At 58.9% G+C, this 22537-nt stretch carries 19 protein-coding genes and 4 pseudogenes; 17 read left to right on the top strand and 6 right to left on the bottom strand.

Annotated elements, in window-relative coordinates:
• Positions 1–18 precede the first annotated feature (18 nt).
• The 15 genes and pseudogenes from ACSKB8_RS04225 (at position 19) to ACSKB8_RS04155 (ending at position 14690) form a co-directional block, all read left to right on the top strand.
• Complete coding sequence (locus tag ACSKB8_RS04225) at positions 19–357, top strand: hypothetical protein (RefSeq protein ID WP_438102717.1); 339 nt, start codon at positions 19–21, stop codon at positions 355–357.
• A gap of 959 nt (positions 358–1316) precedes the next feature.
• Complete coding sequence (locus ACSKB8_RS04220) at positions 1317–2516, top strand: IS256 family transposase (protein ID WP_438102715.1); 1200 nt, start codon at positions 1317–1319, stop codon at positions 2514–2516.
• Between the two features lie 393 nt (positions 2517–2909).
• Entirely contained in the window at positions 2910–3554 is a 645-nt protein-coding gene (locus ACSKB8_RS04215) for a hypothetical protein (protein ID WP_438102713.1), read from the top strand.
• Between the two features lie 103 nt (positions 3555–3657).
• Positions 3658–4962 (top strand): MFS transporter, encoded by a 1305-nt coding sequence (locus ACSKB8_RS04210; protein WP_438102711.1) that lies wholly within the window; start codon positions 3658–3660, stop codon positions 4960–4962.
• Between the two features lie 249 nt (positions 4963–5211).
• Positions 5212–6132 carry a P-type conjugative transfer ATPase TrbB gene (trbB, locus tag ACSKB8_RS04205; protein WP_438102710.1) on the top strand — a complete coding sequence of 307 codons (921 nt, stop codon included), beginning with the start codon at positions 5212–5214 and terminating at the stop codon, positions 6130–6132.
• Positions 6129–6455, top strand: a complete 327-nt coding sequence (locus tag ACSKB8_RS04200; protein WP_438102708.1) for a TrbC/VirB2 family protein — start codon at positions 6129–6131, stop codon at positions 6453–6455. Before trbB ends, ACSKB8_RS04200 begins: the two co-directional genes overlap by 4 nt.
• A pseudogene (locus ACSKB8_RS04195) lies at positions 6455–6716 on the top strand (VirB3 family type IV secretion system protein). The gene ACSKB8_RS04200 and the pseudogene ACSKB8_RS04195 overlap by 1 nt, the downstream one beginning before the upstream one ends.
• An 8-nt stretch (positions 6717–6724) precedes the next feature.
• Positions 6725–9163, top strand: a complete 2439-nt coding sequence (gene trbE / locus ACSKB8_RS04190; RefSeq protein WP_438102707.1) for a conjugal transfer protein TrbE — start codon at positions 6725–6727, stop codon at positions 9161–9163.
• Positions 9163–9897 carry a P-type conjugative transfer protein TrbJ gene (gene trbJ / locus ACSKB8_RS04185; protein WP_438102705.1) on the top strand — a complete coding sequence of 245 codons (735 nt, stop codon included), beginning with the start codon at positions 9163–9165 and terminating at the stop codon, positions 9895–9897. Before trbE ends, trbJ begins: the two co-directional genes overlap by 1 nt.
• A complete protein-coding gene (gene trbK-alt, locus ACSKB8_RS04180) occupies positions 9897–10274 on the top strand; it encodes a putative entry exclusion protein TrbK-alt (protein WP_438102703.1) in 378 nt (125 codons plus the stop codon). The genes trbJ and trbK-alt overlap by 1 nt, the downstream gene beginning before the upstream one ends.
• Positions 10275–10277: 3 nt before the next feature.
• Positions 10278–11516, top strand: a complete 1239-nt coding sequence (gene trbL, locus ACSKB8_RS04175) for a P-type conjugative transfer protein TrbL (protein WP_438102701.1) — start codon at positions 10278–10280, stop codon at positions 11514–11516.
• 76 nt (positions 11517–11592) lie between these two features.
• Positions 11593–12276 (top strand): conjugal transfer protein TrbF, encoded by a 684-nt coding sequence (gene trbF, locus ACSKB8_RS04170; RefSeq protein ID WP_438102699.1) that lies wholly within the window; start codon positions 11593–11595, stop codon positions 12274–12276.
• 74 nt (positions 12277–12350) lie between these two features.
• Positions 12351–13250, top strand: a complete 900-nt coding sequence (trbG, locus tag ACSKB8_RS04165; protein ID WP_438110386.1) for a P-type conjugative transfer protein TrbG — start codon at positions 12351–12353, stop codon at positions 13248–13250.
• A gap of 59 nt (positions 13251–13309) precedes the next feature.
• Positions 13310–14449, top strand: a complete 1140-nt coding sequence (locus ACSKB8_RS04160) for a TrbI/VirB10 family protein (RefSeq protein WP_438110385.1) — start codon at positions 13310–13312, stop codon at positions 14447–14449.
• 1 nt (position 14450) lies between these two features.
• Positions 14451–14690, top strand: coding sequence for a DUF2274 domain-containing protein (locus ACSKB8_RS04155; RefSeq protein WP_438102697.1), 240 nt, complete (start codon positions 14451–14453; stop codon positions 14688–14690).
• On the opposite strand, the gene ACSKB8_RS04150 is transcribed toward ACSKB8_RS04155, so the two are convergent.
• From ACSKB8_RS04150 to ACSKB8_RS04140, 3 genes and pseudogenes are all read right to left on the bottom strand, one after another.
• A complete protein-coding gene (locus ACSKB8_RS04150; protein WP_438102695.1) occupies positions 14666–15739 on the bottom strand; it encodes a LysR family transcriptional regulator in 1074 nt (357 codons plus the stop codon). The genes ACSKB8_RS04155 and ACSKB8_RS04150 overlap by 25 nt on opposite strands.
• Positions 15740–15983: 244 nt before the next feature.
• Positions 15984–16615: pseudogene (locus tag ACSKB8_RS04145) on the bottom strand (acyl-homoserine-lactone synthase).
• 78 nt (positions 16616–16693) lie between these two features.
• The gene (locus tag ACSKB8_RS04140) at positions 16694–17419 is read right to left on the bottom strand and encodes a helix-turn-helix transcriptional regulator (RefSeq protein ID WP_438102693.1); all 726 of its coding nucleotides are present in this window, start codon (positions 17417–17419) and stop codon (positions 16694–16696) included.
• A 1455-nt stretch (positions 17420–18874) separates the two neighbouring features.
• Between ACSKB8_RS04140 and ACSKB8_RS04135 the strand changes: the two genes are divergently transcribed.
• Positions 18875–19216 (top strand): hypothetical protein, encoded by a 342-nt coding sequence (locus ACSKB8_RS04135; protein ID WP_438102692.1) that lies wholly within the window; start codon positions 18875–18877, stop codon positions 19214–19216.
• Between the two features lie 342 nt (positions 19217–19558).
• Here the strand turns inward: ACSKB8_RS04135 and ACSKB8_RS04130 are convergent.
• From ACSKB8_RS04130 to ACSKB8_RS04120, 3 genes and pseudogenes are all read right to left on the bottom strand, one after another.
• A pseudogene (locus ACSKB8_RS04130) lies at positions 19559–20083 on the bottom strand (carboxymuconolactone decarboxylase family protein).
• 6 nt (positions 20084–20089) lie between these two features.
• Positions 20090–20644 (bottom strand): peroxiredoxin, encoded by a 555-nt coding sequence (locus ACSKB8_RS04125; RefSeq protein WP_438110383.1) that lies wholly within the window; start codon positions 20642–20644, stop codon positions 20090–20092.
• Positions 20645–20658: 14 nt separating this feature from the next.
• Positions 20659–20922 (bottom strand): hypothetical protein, encoded by a 264-nt coding sequence (locus ACSKB8_RS04120; protein WP_438102690.1) that lies wholly within the window; start codon positions 20920–20922, stop codon positions 20659–20661.
• 205 nt (positions 20923–21127) lie between these two features.
• Between ACSKB8_RS04120 and ald the strand changes: the two are divergent.
• Positions 21128–22239 (top strand): annotated as a pseudogene (gene ald / locus ACSKB8_RS04115) (alanine dehydrogenase).
• The last annotated feature ends 298 nt before the right edge of the window (positions 22240–22537 follow it).

Below are 22537 nucleotides of genomic sequence, written 5' to 3'. Positions count from 1 at the left end.
CGCCGAGCCGAGCGAGGCGTGCTGAAGGTTTTGATCCAGAGATCGACTTCAGGAGAAGGTGATTTCGTGTGTGAGGCGATGGCTGGTGTGCGACACAAAGCGGTGGCCGGATTCAAGCGGCAACAAGCGGCCGGCTGGCCGCAAGCGAGCGGCTTCGGGACTGTTATTAAGCGAGCATCTGGGGCGCCGCGGCGAGTTGCGCTTGCGCCGCTGAAATCCGATAGAGCTAGCGCCAGCACGAGTGGAAATCTTTTAAATTACGTATTCTGCGCCGAATTTCAGCGTCAATATGCGAACCATTGCATCAATCAACGTCGAGAAGTGGCTACTGTGCAGCGGCAAACGGACATGCGTTAGTTTCGAGGCGCGCGCTTATGGGCTTTGGGCATGCAGACGGCGATGTGCCGTCTGATCGAAGAAAGCCGCAGCTGTAACCAGCCTGTGTCGGTTGGGTAAGACTGAATTCGTTCGTCGTATTTTTCCTCCCGCGACGAACACCACTGGCCGCCCCGTTTGGGGCGGCCTTTTTCCGTGCGCCAGACATCGCGCGATTTGACCGGAGCGGTGTCAGGTCGATGACTTGAGGTGAGTTCTTTACAGGCCCTCGTAATTGGCACCATTAATACGTGGATAGCGCCGTATCCACCGCGAGGACCTCACTCGCACGCGCTTGGCTTGCGAACGGAAATGCACGGTCAAGCCTTAACTACTACGGCTATCAACGCATCCAACAAGAAAATCAGGTACAGGCGCATAAAGTCTGCGTCCGAGAGTCGGACATCGCTTTCGGCTAGGCCCACTGGCCCGCTCTCGCCGCGGCAAGAATTGCCATTACTGGGAAACTCATATTCTGAATAAGTGAGAGGCCGCCTCTAAGGCGGCCTCCTTAAGAAATTTCGCACTCGAGAGCTTTTGACGGTTTTCACCAAACGTTAGGTCCATCGTCCGATGGCACGAAGGTGCAAGAGTCTTACCCTGAGAGGTCTGTGGTCCTGCCCCCAGCATTCGGAGCAAAGGGAGGTCGTCACGTCCGGTTGGACGGGCAGAAGTTGTGGTTGCCGCGTCGCGTCATCATTCTTCCAACGAGCCGCCGAACCTCTTCGTCGGGTTCTGGTCCACGGCGAGTTCCTGTTTGCCCGATATCGATATGGCGTAGCCGTGGTCGTGTCCCAAGGAGTGGTGTAGCTGATTAGCAAAGCCGCTCGCGACGCGCGCCCCACATAGCGCCGTAGCGAGCGAGCGGCTTTGGGGGTGGCCACCGATGATTCGTCGGTAAGGTTTGGGTTGCGACACCAACCTGATTCGAGGAACCACCGATGACCGACGACATGATGAACCTGCGTGCGCTCGTGGAGAAGACCCCAGATGCCGATCTGTTGCGCGAGATGATCGGCTTTGCCGCCCACCGGCTGATGGAGCTGGAGGTCGAGGGCCTGACTGGGGCCGCTTACGGCGAGAAGAGCTCGGAGCGTCAGATCCAGCGCAATGGCTACCGCGATCGGAGCTGGGAGACCCGTGCCGGCACGGTCGAGCTGCGCATCCCCAAGCTGCGCAAAGGTTCCTACTTCCCGGGCTTCCTCGAGCCGCGGCGGATGGCCGAGAAGGCGCTCACGGCCGTGGTGCAGGAAGCCTACGTGCAGGGCGTCTCGACCCGCTCGGTGGACGATCTGGTGCAGGCGATGGGCATGAGCGGCATCTCCAAGAGCCAGGTGTCGCGGCTGTGCGGCGAGATCGACGACAAGGTGAAGGCCTTCCTCAATCGCCCGATCGAGGGCGACTGGCCCTATCTGTGGATCGACGCCACCTACGTGAAGGTCCGCCAGAATGGGCGCATCGTCTCGGTCGCGGTGATCATCGCGGTCGGGGTCAACGGCGACGGCCGACGCGAGGTGCTCGGCATGGATGTCGGCCCGTCCGAGGCGGAGACGTTCTGGACCGCGTTCCTGCGCAAGCTGGCCCGCCGTGGCCTGCGCGGTGTCAAGCTCGTCGTCTCCGATGCCCATGAGGGGATCAAAGCCACGGTCGGCAAGATTCTCAACGCCACCTGGCAACGCTGCCGCGTCCACTTCATGCGCAACGCGCTGGCGCATGCCGGCAAGAGCGGGCGGCGGGTGGTCTCCGCCTTCATTGCCACCGCCTTTGCCCAGGACGACGCTGAAGCGGCACGGGCGCAGTGGCGGCGCATCGCTGATCAGCTACGCCCCAAACTGCCGAAGCTCGCGGCGTTCCTCGATGAGGCCGAGACCGACGTGCTCGCCTACATGAGCTTCCCGGCCGCGCACCGCGCCAAGCTGCACTCGACCAATCCGCTCGAACGGGTCAACGGCGAGATCAAGCGGCGAACCGAAGTGGTCGGTATCTTCCCCAATGAGGATGCCATCACCCGTCTGGTCGGTGCCATCCTGCTTGAACAGAACGACGAGTGGGCGGTCCAGCGCGGCCGCTACATGACACTGGAAACGATCGCGCCGTTGGGCGATGATCCCGCCGTCAGCTTCCCGGCAATCGCCAGCTGACCGATCCGGCCCAGGCCGGCGAATGCGGTGACCCACCGCCAGTTACACCACGCCCAGGGACACGATCGTAGCCGTCGGCGCGAAGGCACGCGAGCGCTGCGATGCACTACTTTAGTGGTCGTCAAGCGCAGGAGCGGAGTCTTCTGAAGGACGTAGCCTGCACGGAAAGGCGGGCGAACGGCCCGCAACTCCGAGCCCACGAACCCGCCGTTCCTTTCTTTCGCTACGCCAAACTACGCTTTTTAGTTTCGCGCGATTGATAGCGGCCAGCCCTCCTACCCTTTGTGTCGTCCAATCATCGGTGGGGCAATCACTGTCATTTCTAACCGATTTCATGCCGCGCTCAGTCATGGGTGCGATGGACCTTTTCTGGTATCCGAGGAGAGCCGAGTAATGGACTTCGATACAGCGGGCGACGAAACGAATGGGCCGAAGTTGAAAAAGGCCGATGCTGCCGAGCGCATAGGGCAGCAAAATAGTGCAGCAACAAGAAAGATCACCGTCCTGCTTTCCGAGAAGATTGCCAGCCGTCTCGAAGTGGCCACTGGCCTCGGCAAGAGCATGGTGGTGGAGGCCGCTCTTGAACGCTTCCTTGATCCGGCGCCGCCCATCGAGGGTCTCATTCATGAGGCGCTCGATCGGATAAATCGGCAACTTGAACGTCTGGACACCGACGTCCGCACGATCGCCGAGACGGTTGCGCTGCACGCCCGTTATCACCTCACCGTCACACCTCATTTGCAGCAATCACAGCAGCTTGAAGCGTGTGCACGCGGCCAGGAACGATTCAAGGCCCTGGCCGAACAGGTTGACCGGCGCGTGCGCTCGAACCGGCCCTTACTGCGAGAGACGATCGACCAAATCAGTGCCCCGAATGCTTGCCGTCAGGCGGCCGACAATATTTCGCAAGTTTCTGCGGATGCTGCCCAGAAAGGCGCTGCGGACATCATTCTAGACGCAACCGCCCACATGAGCGCTGCCGCCAAGGAGGGCGGCAGCACCAGCAACTTTCAAAATCTGCCAAACGCGTTCTGCTAAACCGGCCGGTGACGGCCGGATCCGCACGCAAGAAGCGGAGAAACGCCCATCCTCTCTCAATCCTTGCCCATCCCCCGGTGAGCGCCGACTTCCGACTTGGCGCTTGATTGGCTGTGTTTTCCTACCCTTCGTCGCCGGCTACTATCTCTCCTATCTGTTCCGGACCATCAACACGCTGATCTCGGGACAACTCTCAGCTGACCTGGATCTCGATGCTGCCAATCTTGGCCTGCTGACGTCGGTTTACTTCCTGGTGTTCGCAGGCGCCCAGATTCCAATTGGAACACTGCTAGATCGATTTGGCCCGCGGCGGATCCAGAGCGCGCTCCTCCTGGTTGCCGGAGGCGGGGCGGCTCTGTTTGGAGCGGCTCGCGACTTCACGGAGCTTCTAGCTGCGCGTGCGATGATTGGCGTCGGTGTTTCGGCTGCAGCAATGGCTGGGTTGAAAGCTATTGTCACCTGGTTTCCAAGGGAACGCGTTACCTTGGTCAATGGCTACATGATGATGCTCGGTGCACTGGGTGCGGTGACTGCAACCGCTCCAACTGAGTGGCTATTGGAATATACGGGCTGGCGTGGGCTGTTTGGATTTTTGGCCCTTGCGACCTTCGCTTCGGCTCTCCTGATCTTTTGGGCGGTTCCTGATATCGCGCGACCCCATGTGACCCAGCTGGCCGCCCTAAAACTAAGTGCGATCTACACAGATCGACGCTTCTGGCGAATAGCACCGCTGTCGGCAAGCTGTATTGGGTCAGCATGGTCATTGCAGGCCTTGTGGGCAGCACCTTGGCTGATGAACGTCGAAGGGCTCAATCGCAAATCTTCGACCACGCAGCTCTTCATCATGGCCATAGGAATTAGCGCCGGGGCGTTGCTACTTGGTACATTGGCCGATCGGCTGCGGCGACGTGGGATAGGGTCGGAAGTGTTGTTTGCTGCAGTAACAGTGTTGTTTGTAGGGGCCGAGCTTGCATTGATCCTGCGCCTGCCGTTGCCATCGCTACTGCCATGGCTTGTCATATCGATTGTCGGTGCCGCGACGGTCCTCAGCTATGCGATCGTAACGGAATATTTCCCAAGTGAGCTCACCGGCAGAGCAAATGCCGGCTTGAATGTGCTTCACTTCGGCTGGTGTTTCATCGTCCAATACGGGACCGGACTCATCCTCGACCAATGGGCCGTTCACGACGGCCACTATCCGATTATTGCCTACCAGGTCGCGTTCGCATCCGCCGTTGGTGTGCAAATGCTGGCACTAGGCTGGTTTACGATCCCATGGTTTCGTCTCCTCGGGAGACTAGTTGCCAAGTTCGTCCTCCGCGATACCGAAGCAAATACAGACCACGTTGAGATATCCGTGACGTCAGCAGAAGCTGCCGTACTCGAGCCTGAAGACGAGGAATGGTGATGCGACCCGCGTGGATAATTCCGCTCCCTCGCCTAATCCGCCATAGCATCAACACAGCGCGCCCCTGCTTTCCGGTTCGATCTTTCTTTTCCTACGCCAACCTACGACCACCGCGCGTCGCTCGTTGCGCCAATGAAGGACCTGCTTTTCTAATCATACCCATCTGAGGCCACTTGGGGTGCCTCAGCACTTGGGGCATCGATGATAATCCAACCCTATCAGCCGGAGGTGATCTCGCGCGGAGCACGCATGCTGCGCACTGCGCTTGGCCCCGCGATTACGTCCTTTCTGGAAGATCCCTCCATCGTCGAAGTGATGCTTAACCCGGACGGTCGGCTGTGGATCGATCGGCTGTCGAGTGGCCTGGCCGAGACCGGCAAAGGCCTGTCCGCTCCCGACGGAGAACGGATCATTCGGCTGGTCGCTCACCACGTCGGCGCCGAGGTTCATGCGGGTGCGCCACGTGTCTCGGCCGAGCTACCGGAGACCGGGGAGCGATTTGAAGGTCTGCTGCCGCCCGTCGTTGCCGCCCCCGCATTCGCGATCCGCAAGCCAGCCGTGGCTGTATTCTCTCTCAATGACTATGTCGTCGCCGGGACCATGACCATGGAGCAGGCCGGCGCTCTTCGAACCGCCGTCGCCGCTCGCCGCAACATCCTGGTGGCAGGCGGTACCTCCACCGGGAAAACCACCCTGACAAACGCGCTTCTTGCGGAGGTCGCCAAGACGGCAGACCGCGTGGTTCTCATTGAAGATACAAGAGAGCTTCAATGCAAAGCACCAAATCTGGTTGCGTTGCGCACCCGGGATGGCGTCGTCTCTCTATCAGATCTAGTCCGCGCCTCGCTGCGCCTGCGGCCCGATCGTATTCCGATCGGCGAGGTACGCGGAGCCGAAGCTCTCGACCTCCTGAAGGCCTGGGGGACAGGCCATCCCGGCGGGATCGGAACCATACATGCCGGGACTGCGCTCGGGGCACTGCGCCGGCTTGAGCAGCTCATCCAGGAAGCTGTGGTCACTGTCCCGCGGGCGCTTATTGCCGAAACGATCAATGTGATCGCCGTTCTTGTTGGCCGCGGCGCCGAGCGCCGCCTCGGCGAGCTTGCTCGCGTTTCAGGGCTCGGACCGTCCGGAGACTACAGCCTTTTACCAATAGGAGATCAACCATGAGCCTTAGATCGCCTCGCAACAAGCCTCTCATCGCCATCGCGGCATTAACCCTCGCGCTCACGAGCGCGCTTCCCGCCTGGGCCGCTGGCTCGAACATGCCCTGGGAGCAGCCACTCAACCAAATCCTGCAATCGGTTGAGGGGCCTGTCGCCAAGATCCTTGCCGTCATTATCATCATCGTGACCGGGCTGTCGCTGGCATTTGGAGATACCTCGGGCGGATTTCGGCGGTTGGTGCAGATCGTGTTCGGTCTATCGATCGCCTTTGCCGCCTCTAGCTTCTTTCTCTCGTTCTTCTCCTTTGGCGGCGGGGTGGTGATCTGATGGATGAGGTCCCAGGTTTTCTCGCACCGGTCCATCGCGCCTTAACTGAACCGATCCTGATGGGCGGTGCGCCGCGTTCAGTTGCTATCCTCAACGGCACTTTGGCGGCCGCACTTGGGTTGGGCTTGCCAACTCTGGATCGCAGGTCTGCTGCTCTGGTTCATCGGCCATATGGCCGCCGTCTGGGCCGCCAAGCGCGATCCAGAGTTCGTCGAAGTCGTGCGTCGCCACGTCCGCATTCCCGGTCACCTCAACACGTGAATTGTCCCATGATGAATCTCGCTGAATACCAGCACTCAAACACGCGTCTTGCCGATTTTCTGCCCTGGGCGGCGCTCGTCGATGAGGGGGTGGTCCTTAATAAGGATGGCTCGTTTCAGCGGACGGCGAGATTCCGCGGACCAGATCTCGATAGTGCAGTGCCGGCCGAACTAGTCGCGGTTGCAGGGAGGTTGAACAATGCGCTGCGGCGTCTCGGATCCGGCTGGGCGGTGTTTGTGGAGGCGCAGCGCCATGCCGCAGGCGCCTATCCCCCGACCACTTTTCCAGACGTCGCTTCCGCCCTGGTCGATGCCGAGCGAAAGGCCCAATTTGAAGAGGAGGGCGCTCACTACGAGTCGAGCTACTATCTGACCTTCCTCTATCTGCCGCAAGCTGAGACCGCCGCGGTCGCAGAACAGCTGCTGTATGAGGGCGGCCAAGGGACGGTTGGCGAAGATTCGCGGGAAATCCTGAGCGGCTTTCTCGATCGCACCAACCGCGTTCTCCAGCTCGTTGAAGGGTTTATGCCGGAATGCGGCTGGCTCGATGACGAGGCCACCCTAACCTACCTGCATTCCACCATCTCGACCAAACGACATCGGGTCCGAGTGCCCGAGATTCCCATGTATCTCGATGCCTTGCTCGCCGATCAACCGCTAACCGGCGGGCTCGAGCCGATGCTCGGTCAAGCCCACATCCGCATTCTGACGGTGGTCGGATTTCCAAGCGCTACGACGCCTGGGATTCTGGACGATCTGAATCGCTTGGCATTCTCATATCGCTGGTCGACCCGGGCCATCATGCTCGACAAGGCCGACGCAACAAGGCTCCTCACAAAAATCCGGCGTCAGTGGTTTGCCAAGCGCAAGTCGATCGGGGCGATCCTGAAAGAGGTGATGACCAACGAGGCGTCAGCTCTGCTTGACACCGATGCGAACAATAAGGCCATCGATGCCGATGCGGCCCTTCAGGAATTGGGCTCGGATCAGAGCGGTGAAGCCTTTGTCACCGCGACCGTCACCATCTGGGACACCAATCCGCGCACCGCCGACGAAAAGCTGCGTCAGGTCGAAAAGGTGATCCAGGGCCGCGATTTCACCTGCATGATGGAAACGGTCAATGCAATCGAATCCTGGCTCGGCAGCTTGCCTGGACACGTCTATGCCAACGTCCGCCAGCCGCCGATTTCGACCCTTAATCTGGCTCATATGGTCCCGCTATCGGCCGTATGGGCAGGGGAGGTGAGGGACCATCACTTCAAGGCGCCGCCTCTGTTCTTTGGCAAGACGGAGGGATCAACGCCATTCCGGTTCTCCCTGCATGTTGGCGATGTCGGGCACACTCTTATTATAGGGCCGACCGGGGCCGGCAAATCCGTTCTCCTGGCGCTCATGGCATTGCAGTTCCGCCGCTACCCCGGGGCACAGATCTATGCCTTCGACTTTGGCGCCTCGATCCGCACTGCGGCCATCGCAATGGGCGGCGACTGGCATGATCTTGGTGGCGCCGGCGCCGGAAAATCGTCCGAATTTGCGGCGCTGCAGCCGCTCGCAAAGATCGACGAAGTCTCCGAACGTGGTTGGGCGGCCGACTGGATTGCGTCGATTCTGTCGCGCGAGCGGGTCGAGGTCACGCCCGAGGTCAGAGAGCACATTTGGTCCGCCCTCACGTCCCTCGCTTCGGCGCCCGCTCTTGAGCGCACCCTCACGGGTTTATCAGTGCTTCTTCAGTCCAATATGGTGAAGCGGGCGCTGCAGCCCTATTGTCTGGGCGGTCCATACGATCGTCTGCTGGATGCGGAAAGCGAGCAGCTCGGCGGAGCCTCCGTCCAGGTGTTTGAGACCGATGGGCTGATCGGGACCGCTGCCGCCCCCGCCGTCCTTTCCTATCTGTTCCATCGGATTGAGGACCGCTTTGACGGCCGACCGACCCTTCTCGTCATTGATGAGGGTTGGCTCGCCCTCGATGACGGCCATTTTGCCGGTCAACTCCGCGAATGGCTGAAGACGCTTCGCAAGAAGAACGCCTCGGTTATCTTTGCGACCCAATCGCTTGCGGACATTGACGGCTCGCCTATTGCGCCGGCCATCATCGAAAGCTGTCCGACCCGAATCCTCCTGCCTAACGACCGCGCGGTTGAGCCGCAAATCACGGCAATTTATCGCCGCTTTGGCCTCAACGACCGGCAGATCGAGATTCTCGCTCGCGCAACACCGAAGCGTGACTACTACTGTCAGTCCCGTCGGGGCAATCGCCTATTCGAGCTTGGCCTCGGCGAGGTCGCGCTCGCTTTTACAGCTACCTCTGCGAAGGCGGACCAGGCCTTGATTGATCAAGTCCTAGCCGAGCACGGCCGGGAGAATTTCGTGACAGGTTGGCTCAAGGCGCGCGAACTCGCCTGGGCCTGCGACCTTATTCCGCAACTTGCAAGGGCAGGGAGCCTCTGATGCGACGTCTAACTCAGCTCTTAGCGGCGGGCTTGATTGCTGCTGGCTTTCTCCAAGCGCCAGGAGTGGCCACCGCACAGTGGATCGTGTTCGATCCCAACAACTACGCGCAAAATATGCTGACTGCTGCCCGTGAATTGCAGCAGATCAATAACCAGATCACATCGCTGCAAAACCAGGCGCTCATGTTGATCAACCAGGCTAAAAATCTGGCGAGCCTGCCGTATTCTTCATTGCAGCAGCTTGAGCAGTCGATCCAGCGTACCCAGCAGTTGCTCGGCCAGGCGCAGCGCATCGCTTACGATGTGCAGCAGATCGACCGCGCGTTCTCATCCACCTACGCACCGGCTTCTTCGAACCAGCCGGCCCAGGTGCTGATCGCAAATGCGCAAACACGCTGGCAGAACGCTGTTGCCGGCCTACAGGACGCAATGCGCATGCAGGCAACAGTCGTCGGTAATCTCGACACCAATCGTGCCCAGATGTCCACCCTCGTCAGTGCAAGCCAGAGCGCCAGTGGTGCGCTGCAGGCGAGCCAAGCCGGCAATCAGCTGCTTGCGCTTCAAAATCAGCAGCTCGCGGATCTCACTGCGGCAATTGCCGCGCAGGGGCGTTCTCAGACCTTGGAGCAGGCAGGGCGAGCGGCCGCCCAGGATCAGGGCAGGGAGCAGCTCAGGCGCTTCCTGGCCCAAGGACAAGGCTACCAATCCACAACAGTGCAGATGTTCCACTAATGTCAACGAACAGACTTGAACGAATTCCGATCGTATTGGCGGCGATGCTTGCTGTCCTGGTTGTTGTGGCTTGCACGATCCAGCTGCGCGGCGATCAAGATCAGGCTCCGTCCGAAGCGTCGGTCGCGCAAGGGTCCTCTGAGGCGATCGCCTCAAAGCTCGAACGATGCCGCACGGTCCAATACGAGCAGAAAGATGCTCTGCTCGCGTGCCGAAAGCTCTGGGACGCGAAGCGTCGTGAGTTCTTCGGATCTGGCGCCGGATCCTCAAGGGCTCGCATTAGCGAAACTAATCCAGACGCATCATCGCCTGTGCGCGGCAAGGATGAGAGCCGTTTGCCGTCCGGATATCCCTCCATTCGCAACAATGAGGAGTGACCGATGGGCGGCACCGGTGTCATCGACCAATTCCTGGAGACCTTTACCCGTTACATCGACTCCGGATTCGGGCTGGTTGGAGGCGAAGTCGGATACGTCGCGAGCACGTTAGCTGCGATCGACATTACGCTCGCCGGCCTGTTCTGGTCCTGGGGCGCTGATGAGGAGATCATCGCCCGACTTGTCAAAAAAACCATGTTTGTCGGTGTCTTCGCGTACCTCATCGGCAATTGGAATAGCCTGGCCCGGATCATGTTCGAGAGCTTCGCTAGCCTCGGACTGAAAGCATCCGGCACCGGCCTTTCCTCGGCGGACTTTTTAAGGCCAGGAAAGATCGCTCAGGTCGGTCTGGACGCCGGGCGGCCGATTCTTAAATCGATCTCGGGGCTGATGGGCTATGTCAGCTTCTTCGAAAACTTCGTTCAAATCACGGTCCTGCTGTTCGCCTGGATCGTGGTGCTGCTCGCCTTCTTCATCCTGGCGATCCAGCTGTTCGTCACCCTGATCGAGTTCAAGCTGACAACACTCGCCGGCTTTGTGCTGATCCCATTTGGGCTGTTTGGAAAAACGGCCTTTGCCGCTGAGCGGGTGCTCGGCAACGTGATCTCTTCCGGAGTCAAGGTCCTCGTGCTCGCAGTCATCTTGGGCATCGGATCGACCCTGTTTGCACAGTTCACCGCCGGCTTTGGAGGTAACCAGCCAACGGTTGAGGACGCGATGGCGCTGGTCCTCGCCGCATTGTCGCTGCTGGGCCTCGGAATCTTCGGACCCGGTATCGCCAACGGCATCGTTTCCGGCGGACCGCAGCTTGGTGCGGGCGCAGCCGCCGGCACGGGTCTTGCGGCAGGAGGATTGGTTGCTGCTGGAGCCGGTCTTGCCGCAGGTGGAGTGGGACTAGCCAGCGGCGCAATCGGAACTGCGGCAAGGGCCAGCTCGGCAATCGCGAGCGCAACCTCTAGCGCATTCCGCGCAGGCAGCCTCGCCGGTGTCGCCGAAGCAGGAGCCTCTGCCGCGGCAAGTCCTTTGCGCTCGCTCGCGGCTCGTCTTGGCGGAGGCGCCCCGGCTCGTGATGTGAGTACGTCAGATGCACCAGCTGCGACGTCTCAGGATGTCCCTGCCTGGGCACGCCGTGCAACGCGCGCACAAGCGATCCACCATGGCGCGACAGCCGCGACAAATGCCCTTCGTGCCGGCGATCACGCAAGCGGTGGCGCATCGGTCGATCTCAAGGAGCAGGAATAACGATGCCGGCGAAGGCCTCTTTTATCCTTTCCGGGCCGGCGACAAGGCGGCACGTTCGTTTTAGGGAGATCACTGCATGTTCAAACGATCGGCTGTTCACTATGGCCGCACGCCCGAACCCGTCACGCCCTACCAGAGGGCAGCCCAGGTGTGGGACAATCGTATTGGCTCAGCGCGCGTGCAGGCCAGGAATTGGCGCTTGATGGCGTTTGGATGTCTGTTCTTGTGCGCGGGATTTGCGAGTGCCCTCGTCTGGCAATCGGCGCAGGGAACGGTGACCCCCTGGGTCGTCGAAGTTGATCATCTGGGCGAGGCAAGAACCATAGCTCCAGCAAATGCCCGCTACGAGGCGAGCGATGCGCAGATCGCCTTCCACCTCGCGCGCTTTATCGAGCATGTGCGTGGCCTTCCATTGGACGCCATCGTGCTGCGCCAGGATTGGCTGCGCGCGTATGACTTCACCACCGACCGTGGTGCTGGCGCTCTGAATGACTATGCCCGCAACAACGATCCCTTCGCCAAGGTCGGAAAAACGCAAGTCGCCGTCGAGGTCTCGAGCGTCATTCGGGCCTCCGTGGATAGCTTTCGCTTAACGTGGACCGAGCGGCATTACGAGAACGGACAGTTAGCGGCGACCGAGCGGTGGAGCGCCATCCTCACGATCGTCATTGAACCGCCCCGCGATATCGAGCGGCTGCGCAAGAACCCGCTCGGCATTTACGTCAACGCGATCAACTGGTCAAAGGAGTTCGGATCGTGACGCTTCAAGTTATCGTGCCGAGCCTCCAGAAAATCCGACGAAGCGCGGTGTCCGCACTCCTGATCAGTGTTTGTATGCTTGGTGGCTGCTCCACCTTCAAGCCGCCGCAGATCAGCTATGATGAGGAGATCCCGCCATCTCCCGATCTGCCGGCATTGGCCGATGAGCGTCCAAAACCACTTCACGTGCCGCCTGCCTGGACGCCGGCGCGCGGCGGCAAGAAGGCCGAAGCCAAGGAGCCGGTCGAGCGGATCGAGACGGCCAATGACGCTGCGCGGATCGAACCTCGTAAGGCGGGCTATTTCAATGCGGTGCAGGTGTTTCCTTATAGCCCCGGCGCGCTTTACCAGATCTACGCCGCACCAGGACAGATCACCGATATCGCGCTCGAGCCGGGGGAGCAGCTGATCGGCTCAGGTCCCATTGCCGCCGGCGACACCGTGCGGTGGGTGGTGGGCGATACCGAGAGCGGCAGCAGTGATGCCCGCCGCGTCCACATTCTGGTCAAGCCAACGCGCCCTGCGATTACGACCAATCTCGTCGTCAACACCGACCGCCGCACCTATCTGATTGAACTCCGGTCCCGAGAAAAGCCCTACATGCCTTCGGTTGCCTGGTTTTATCCCAAACCTCGGACCGCTCCTAGTCAATTGGTTGCTGCCACGCCGTACATTCCGAATCCGGCGGAGCGCCGCTATCGTTATACGATTTCAGGAAACAGCCCGCCCTGGCGCCCGGCCAAGGCCTATGACGACGGACGCAAGGTCTACATCGAATTCTCAGCAGGCATCACTCAGGGTGAGATGCCGCCGTTGTTTGTCATTGGACCGGACGGCAACGCCGAGATCGTGAACTACCGCGTCTACGGCAATGTCGTCATCGTCGATCGACTGTTTGCGGCCGCAGAATTGCGGCTCGGCGGTGAAGGCCAGCAGAAAGTCCGTATCGTAAGAAACGACGGGAGGTCGCTGTGAGTAATTCCAGCGGAGATTCCGAAAGTCGCGAGCCGGCCCGAGCAGATGCACCCACGGACATTGCCCAGTCCTTGCGCCTGCGAGCCGAACGGCCGCGAGTGATGCGCCTCTCCCGAAAGGCCCTGCTGGCTGGCGCCGGTTTGGCTCTGGCCGTTGTCTCCGTAGCCGTGCTGTGGGCGCTGCAAAGACCTGAAAAGCGTAACCCGACGACTGAGGAGCTCTATTCGACCGATCACCACACCATTGCGGATCAACTTTCGACGCTGCCGAAGGATTACGCTGGAATACCCCATGACGTGCCACGGCTCGGAGCACCGTTGCCCGGCGATTTGGGGCGGCCGATCCTTGCAGCCCAAGCCCAAACGCAATCCGGCTCGCTCGTAGCCGACGCTGAACAGCAGCGCGTGAATCAGGAAACTGAGGCAGCGCGGACCAGCAAGGTGTTCGCCTCGACCAACGTTCGTCCATTGGCGGCAACACCCCCCTCCGGTGAGACCTCTAGCAACTCGACGACGTCTTCCGATGAAGCCTTTGCTCAGAATGGGCAGGATCGCAAGCTTGCGTTCGTCAACGCGGTCGTAGATCGGCGTACAACAAGTTCCGATCGTCTGGTCAAGCCCGTATCGCCCTTCGTGGTCCAGGCAGGAACTGTCATTCCGGCTGCTCTCATTACGGGGATCAGGTCTGATCTACCCGGCCAGATCACGGCTCAAGTGACCGAAACCGTCTACGACACCCCGACCGGCAGAGCTCGGCTGATCCCCCAAGGCGCCCGACTCATCGGGATCTATGATAGCCAGGTCGCGTTCGGACAGTCGCGTGTGCTCCTCGTCTGGACGCGTCTGATCATGCCCAATGGACGTTCCATCGTGCTCGAACGCCAACCTGGCGCAGATGTAGGTGGTTACGCCGGTCTCGAAGATCAGGTCGACAACCACTGGAAGGAGCTATTGGGAGCCGCGGCCTTATCGACGTTGCTCGCCGTGGGGACTGAGGTCAACTCCGGGGTAGATGCCAATAGCTCCAACAGTGACATCATTCAGGCGTTGCGACGCGGTGCAGGAGATTCCCTTAATCAGGCCGGACAACAGGTGGTTCGGCGTAACCTGAACATTCAGCCGACACTGACCATCCGGCCGGGATTTCCGGTGAGGGTCATAGTCAACCGCGACCTCGTGCTCGAACCATACAGAGGATGAAATGACGAAGTTGAGAATTGGAACACTGCCAGACGACAAGCCCGTTCGGATCGCCATCGACCTGCCTGCTGCTGTGCATCGCGATCTGATTTCGTACGCGGAAATCCTCTCCCGTGAAACTGGCCAGAAAATCAGCGACCCGAATAAACTGATAGCGCCAATGGTGGCGCGCTTCATGGCGACAGACCGGGCCTTTGCCAGAGCGCGAAAGCGGCGTCACGCCAAAGATGACGTAGGGTAGCGTTCGGCGAGCAATTTGAGGAACTTGGCCAGAGCTGGATTTTCGTTGTCACCGCGCCAAACCGCGGAAAAGCCGACGCGGCTTGGTCCCATGCTGTTGCGCAATTCCCGATATACCAAGCCAGAGGAATTGGTACCCGTGTCGGATTCCAGCACGAGCGTAATGCCGAGGCCCATACTAACGAGATTCTGGATTTCTCCGCGGCTGACATCACGATGCTCGATCCGCAGGCCCTCCGTTGAGGTGAGAAGGTTTGCATTTAGCAATGCTTCGAGATCGCGCCCCGAATCGTATTGGCTCATCAAAACGATTTGGTTACTCAAATCGACCCATGAGATGCCATCCTGCGGAGCCAGGGGATGATCGTGAGGAAGAGCAGCAAAGACCCGCTCGCTCCAGAGGGGAGTGCTTCTGCTGCTGATATTGAATGAATCTCCTGCTGCAACATAGAGGTCAATCATGCCATTGCGGAGCGCGGTTGCTAATCGGGCTCTAGACCGTTCGACAATTCCAAGCTCTACCTGCGGACATCGCGAACAGTATTCGACCAGCGTCGCACGTAGATGACCAGCGGTAAGAGATGTGCCGAATCCGATAACAAACCGGCCGCGTTCCCCACGGTCAGTAGGTTTTGCTCTCGCGACGAGCGTATCCATCTGTTCAAGAATTGAGCGCGCTGTTCGCAGAAACTCAAGTCCTGCTGCTGTGGCCGTAACGCCAGCACGCGATCGCTCGAAGATGACTATTCCGATTGAATGTTCCAGTAGATGAATTGAGCGACTAAGCGTTGATTGCGTGATGCAAAAAGTATCGGCAGCTCGGCGAAAGCTCCCATATTCCGCGGCGGCAATTGCTAGCTGAAGTTGACCGAGGTCCAAATTGAGACGTCGAATTCCGGCACTCAGATCGACGAAGCTTCTGTGTCGCACCATTGTAGCACCGTGGAATTCAAACGCCGACCAAATGGCGTTCCTGAGAAAATGAAGAGGAATCACCGGCCGGCGAGATGTGGCCAGGAGAACGAAAGGCTTTACTAGCGCTTGATTCATCCTGTTGTCTTGGCGAGCGTGTGCGCCAGGCGGGTGAACATCGTCTTGTTTGCGATTGTGGCTTGCTGCCGATCATATGGACCCGGATTGTTTCGTCTTTCCTGGATGCCACGCGCAGTTCAGATATTTCTGGGAGCGCAAATCTGACACGCGCAGCCACGATGAATCCGCTCTCGATCAAGTTGGACGTGAGAGATGTAAAGATGACTCGGCGAACTCAATCCGGCCGGGGAGGTGGGGGTAATCAGGCAGCGTTCAGCAAGACTGGTGTCCAGAGAATTAGTCCCTCGAGACCACCAGCAGCACGTACCTTCTGAAGAGCTTCCGTCGAGATTTCCAAGTGTCCTGCCACAGCGAGAGTGTTTCCGATGTTGCAGGGAGCGGCGATACGGCAGAGTGGCCAGCCCGCGCGTTTCAGTATTCTCTCCATCCGAACATCGGTAACCGTGACGATGTGGCTCAGTCGTCTGGACAGTCCGATTCGATCATACCTGCGAAAAGCTCGTAAGTCGCTTTGGCGAGTCCATGCTCGCCCTTCGGAGCATTGGGAGAAGCATCAATTGCGAACCGGCTGCTCTCCCAGACCAGCGGATCTGCTGGAGCAGGAAGCCCCCCAAGAACCATGGGAAACCTATCGCGCACCATCGTAGGGCCCATGGTCGGCAAAAGCCGAACCGAGCCTTCCACATGTCCCTCAAGCGACGTACGGACTAGGTAGGCCGGATGCAGAGCGTCGAAATAATCGATTTCCATATCGCCGCAGGCTTGAACGCTCCACTCCAACCGCTGCTTAAAAACGCGATAGCGCAACTTATACATCGACGCTAACGTGTAGGAAAACGCGCTGTACGATGACTCCGTAATAAGTTGAATCATGGTCCCTCCCACAGGAGGTGAGATTCTGAAGGAGGGGCATGCGAACATCATCCCCTACAACTATGCGGGATCGGAGTCTTAATCTTGCCCATCTGCTTTGGCAGCGGCCAATCGCACTGCCGCCTGAACGACTGTCCGAACCCCCAGCTTGTCTCTCGCACTATTTAAATAATAAGCCGCGGTATTGCGCGATATGCCGAGAATCTGTCCTATTTCCCAAGCGGTTTTGCCCTGCGAGGCCCATTTCAAGCATTCGAGCTCCCGAGGAGATAGGAGGATGCCGTCGATCGTCACATGCGAAAGCTTGCGGCGCAGATGCGAATGGAAGCACCTCGCCATCAGCTGAAGGACACGCGCATGCAGATCAATGCACTTTTCAAATTGCGGGCGTCTTTGGTCAGCGGCAAAGGTCAGAGCAGCAACTGAGCCGTCTTCATCGTGAATTGGGACGGTAAAGCCGAGGCGGATCCCGAATTCAGCGGCTTCGCCGAAAAATCTCTGTTGCGCAAGGGAAATCGATCTCGCGGATAAGTCCAAGCCCCATCGGAAGGGTTCAGTGCTCTCCAACGCCTGCGTCACAATCGGATCCAGACGTTCGTAGTGACTGCGGACGTAATGGGCGACCCAGTTGTTCGGATACGTTGATATTATGAACGGCTCTTTGCCAGTCCGCTGCGGCATCGCAAGATATGCAAAGCAAGTCAGATCAAGCGCGGTCGCGGTGATCGCCATCGCCTCTGCAAAGGCATCCGCATGTTCAGCGCTCAACAGAAGATCCATGAATTGTTGAAAGATACGGTGCATGATCGTATCCGATGATCAGGATTCACGAGCTCACAGGATAACCGGCACCGGACTGCTTAGTCGAAGGAAATCCCCCGAGGTGAGCGTGAGAGCACGTTGGGTTGAGGCCGAACAGCTTAATATATCTCCGTTCCTCCTTTTCGGCGGCTGGCGCGCATTCGCAATGCTGTGTCATTCGATTAAATAGCAAGTTGGCTCGTCCGCGCTTGGCTTGGACATCTTATCTCGACGTTGCCTCACCGAAAGCGGTTTGGAATCCTGCGCTATAGCCGGACATATCGCGGAATTGCTGCGCAAGTCTCGCGTCTGCGTCACAGGTTTGCACCGCTCTTCCGATAGAAAGCTCGCTCATGCAAATGAAGGCCGTTGTTCCCAAGAAAGGCTGCGCTTGGAGCCGCTGGCGAATATCTCGTCGCCGAGCCACCGCGTAATGGTTGAGGCCAATGCTGGCTCCGGCATTGGAGCTAAGGATGACAGCGATTGCCAGCCTGGCGCAACGATCCGGCCGCGATCTCGCGCTCGAACATATGGAGAATGAAATGGTAAGACTTAGGATTGGAACGCTTCCAGATCGGCTTGGGTATTACTGGCCATGCATAGTTCATCCTTTCGCGTCGGCGCACAGACGAACTGTACTGGTTGTCCCACCTCATTTGATAGTTGGCCCATCCGGGCATTAGTGCTGAGCTCGGCTCGGGATAGTCGATCTCGTTTGCGCCCTATGGCGGCCAAATCGCTAACCTCGGCGCCATTGGTGGGTTTGCACCGCGCTTCCGATTAGTAGGATGGTAAAGAGATTGCAATGAGGCTCGATCGTTCGCACCATGAAGATGCATGGTGCCGCCTGGCCTTGCGCCAGCAACCGTCGGCGAGATGCTTCTCGGGCAAGGCCCCTTCGGTCGAGACCAATGCCGGCGCGGACGTTGGCGCTACCGATGACTGGTGCAAAACGATCCGGACTGCTTCTGAGGTGTTTGCATCGAGCAGGAGGATTGAAAGGGCTCAGGAATTCGAGGCTTCGGGTGGTCATCTTAGCTGAGAGAGAATCAGATTCACCTATCTGGCACCAGAGGGCGTCTCATGAAGGCTTGGTACACCGAAGTGATGGAGAACTTGAGGTCTTGCTGGTTTGCGCCAAAGATAAAGACGAGCACCAACCTTCGAAGCAGCCATGCGAGCCGCGGGTGACTGGCTACAAATGCCCAGTGGGGCCACGTTGGGAGCCGTGCCCTCGTGCCCCGAAACGGCAGCTCGCGAAAGCAAATTCGAGCCCTAGCCGGCAGGTCTTATCAGGTACGCTCTCCTCGATCTCAATTGGAAACGCCGAGCCGGATGCCTGCACACTCGCGACGGAGTGCTTTTAGTGACACGTTCGTGCTTAAACTCCACGAACATCACGGCAAATTTTACAGGGCATTTAGGCCTCAGCATTCGGCTCAACAAGGCTAGCGCAGAGTGCAGTTCAAAGATCCATATGCGGTGGCGGTAATCGTCTCAACTTTGCGACGAGTTCATGGCGACAACATTGCACGTGCGTTACTCACACAGGGCATGAGCTTGGCGGCACTCATCGATGCGACATTTTCATTGCGAATAAGCAATAGCGAAGCTGTCCGAATGATCGCGGCAGCCCTTGAGTTGGGCGATTTCATCTTCACGCCAGACATAGGGCCGATTTGGCACGTGCGATACGTTTATGAAAACCAACGTGCATCGATGCGCGTTGTCGATATGGAGATGTCGACGCCACACGGGATCTTCGCGAGCACTGAGATTTCGTTGCGATTGACCGTATGATGCGAAGTCAAGTCATGTCGTCTTTTGTAAATCTATTTCAAATTCGTCTCGGATCGGCATCCAAAGTCCTAAGTGCAGATCCGCCGATTCAAGGATTATTGCAGGTCAGGCTGTTGAAATATACGCGAGCAGGAGCGATGCGGAGCCAAGGAACCGTCATATCGCTCGCTCATTCGAGTTCTGAATCGCGGTCGTGTGGGATGCGTCGCTGGCCGATGCTTTCGTTGGGCTCAGACAGGTGTTTGGGATCCTCGCGGGGCGCATCCTGCCCCGTCGTTTTATTGGTGTTGCCCCGCCGGGACCTCTCCCGGCCAGGAGCAGCCAGCGCACGGGAGGCGTGGATCACTTCGCCGGCTTGGCATCGCCTTCACGGCGCAACAGAACTGACTGCACGGTCGCGGCAAAACGCACGGCGCCCTGGATCTCAGCCGAGCCGACGCCGGTTTCCTGCACCGTCTCTCATGGGCATCCATGCAAGCCCCGCAGCGGCTGATGGTGGAGACCGCCAGTGACCAAGCTCGAAATCGGCCCTTTCCACGCCGGGGTTGCCGATCACGTTCATGCGCAGCCGCGCGGACCTCGGCTTGTATTCCGGATTGGAGGCGAGATGAACGAACCGGTAATCAACGTTGTCATTACCATCACGCAAGCCGTCGGTTTCCCGGTCGCGGCTGCCGTCGGCGTCATCACAACGGCCGCAGCCGATTCCATCGCAGCGGTCACACCGGATTTCGGGTCGCGATTGCGGTCGCCTGCAACAGTCCATATTTGCTCTGCGGCGACAGAATTTCATCCAATACCATCCGACGCCAAGTTAAGGTTGATGTCCGTGGCCGGAGTCCGCTCTTTCAACTGTTCAAGTGACATGATGCCTCATGCAACCTTCAGCGTTTCGCCGCCAATCTCGCGGTTGCAGGGGCAGAGCTCGTGGGTCTGCAGGGCATCCAAAACGCGCAGCGTGTCCTTCGGGCTGCGGCCGACATTGAGATTGGTTGCATAGACGTGCTGGATGATGTTGTCGGGGTCCACAATGAAAGTGTAGCGATAGGCGACGCCTTCGGGCGTGCGCACTCCAAGGCCATCGATCAGTGCCCCTTTGGTATCGGCGAACTGCCAAATAGGTAGATGGTGCAGGTCCTTGTGCTCGCGCCGCCAGGCCAGTTTACAGAACTCGTTGTCGGTCGAGCCACCGAGTACGACTGCATCACGATCGGCGAAATCCTCGGAGAGACGAGCGAACTCGGAGATCTCAGTCGGACAAACGAAGGTGAAATCCTTAGGATAGAAGAAGATGACTTTCCATTTCCCAGGGAAGCTCTTCTCAGTCAGCGTCTCGAACGCGCTCTGCCCCTTCTCCTCTTGCGCGTGAAAACCGGGCTTCACGCCGGTGATTTCAAATGATGGTAATTTGCTTCCAATTCCAAGCATATTGTCCTCACAACCTAGCTGCGCGCGGAAAGCGACCATTCCGGCCTCAGTGAAGCAAGCCACATGCCATTCGTTCGCAAGACGTTTGATGTCGTGAACGCAACAATCAGATGCTCGTCATGCAGGTATCTGAACGCCATCGTTCCAGTTGAACGGTCCTCACTGCCTTTCGTTCGATATTCGTGCCGTTTTGATGCGTCAGGCTGCGCGCGTTGGACGATCAGGCCAAACCGCCTGTTCGGCTCAATTGCGATGCCGAAGCGAACTTGAATCGACAAGATCAAGATCCGCGCACGCAGTCTTGAGCGGGGCAGAAAAATGGCGAGGCCAGGCTGGGCTGGCGAAGATTGACCTCGTCGCGCATTCTGTTGGAATAATGCGCTGGAGTGTCAGAATTTGCTCAATTTGTGCGCCGTTTGCCTTGGTTCGCCAGTTTGCGCCGCCGTTCGAATTGTAAAACCTTGTCCAAGCAAGGAGAGGCAAATGCGAGTCGGTGTTCCCAAGGAAATCAAAACGCACGAATACCGGGTAGGACTTACGCCTGGAGCCGTCCGTGAGTATGTGGCCGCCGGGCACAGCGTAGCGGTTGAGACCAATGCTGGCGCTGGCATTGGCGCGACAGACGACAATTACCGGAATGCCGGCGCAACGATTCTGGACTCGGCTCGCGAGGTGTTTGCATCGAGCGATATGATCGTGAAGGTCAAGGAGCCCCAGCCTTCCGAATGGACTCAGTTGCGAGAGAACCAGATCCTCTTCACTTATTTGCATCTTGCGCCAGACCCGGAACAGGCCAAAGGCCTCATCAAGTCTGGGTGCATCGCAATCGCCTACGAAACCGTCACTGATGCGCATGGGGGGCTCCCGCTGCTTGCGCCGATGAGCGAGGTCGCGGGAAGGCTTGCGATTGAAGCGGCCGGAGCCGCCCTAAAGCGGTATGCGGGCGGACGGGGGCTGTTGATAGGCGGCGTGCCGGGTGTTCAGCCGGCGCGTATCGTGGTGATCGGAGGCGGCGTCGTTGGTACGCATGCGGCGCGAATGGCAGCGGGTTTGGGCGCCGAGGTCACGATCTTCGATCGTTCGATACCCCGGCTTCGCGAGTTGGATGAACTATTCGTGGGGCGCGTTCGTACCAGGTTCTCGACGGCAGAGGCGGTTGAGGAGGAGGTGTTTGCGGCAGATGTTGTGATTGGCGCGGTGCTCGTTCCCGGCGCCAGCGCGCCGAAACTGGTCAGCCGCGGCATGTTACGCATGATGCGCAAGGGCTCTGTAATGGTGGATATAGCGATTGATCAGGGGGATGCTTCGAGACATCGCGTCCAACGACGCACGCTGATCCAACTTACGAGGTAGACGGCGTCATTCATTACTGCGTCGCCAATATGCCCGGAGCTGTCCCGCTAACCTCAAGCCAAGCACTCAATAACGCTACGCTGCCATTTGGCTTGGCTCTCGCCAACAAGGGATTTGCGGCCGTACTCGAAGATCCCCATCTGCGCGCAGGTCTCAATGTCTTTCGGGGGCGGCTAACCCATAGAGCTGTCGCCGAGAGCCTCGGCCTGCCATTCTCACCAATCGAACAGGCTGCGGCTTGATCACCAGAGGTCCTCGAGGGGACGTTCCTCGCAAACTTGGGCCACTCCTTCGGAGTGGTCCTTTTTTGCGCATCGTACAAGCGACTCGATACGATTAGAGTTGCTTTGGAACGAGGACTCGCCTCGCAGATGAAGAGCATCGCCGCGGTCGCCTCCTAATCTTGGACGGACCTTCCACGCCGTCGACGTCAATGGTTATCTGCTCGAAATCCTCGAAGATCGCTACGGCCGTAGCCAACACTCGTCACCAGCCTGCTTGCAGATGCCGAATGGCGTGAGCTCATAGATCACCCAACTT

Source organism: Bradyrhizobium sp. BR 1432, from assembly GCF_051547705.1.
In the GTDB taxonomy this organism is placed as follows: domain Bacteria; phylum Pseudomonadota; class Alphaproteobacteria; order Rhizobiales; family Xanthobacteraceae; genus Bradyrhizobium; species Bradyrhizobium zhanjiangense.
The sequence above is the reverse complement of the archived record's forward strand: the minus strand, read 5'-3'. Positions and strand labels throughout refer to the sequence as shown.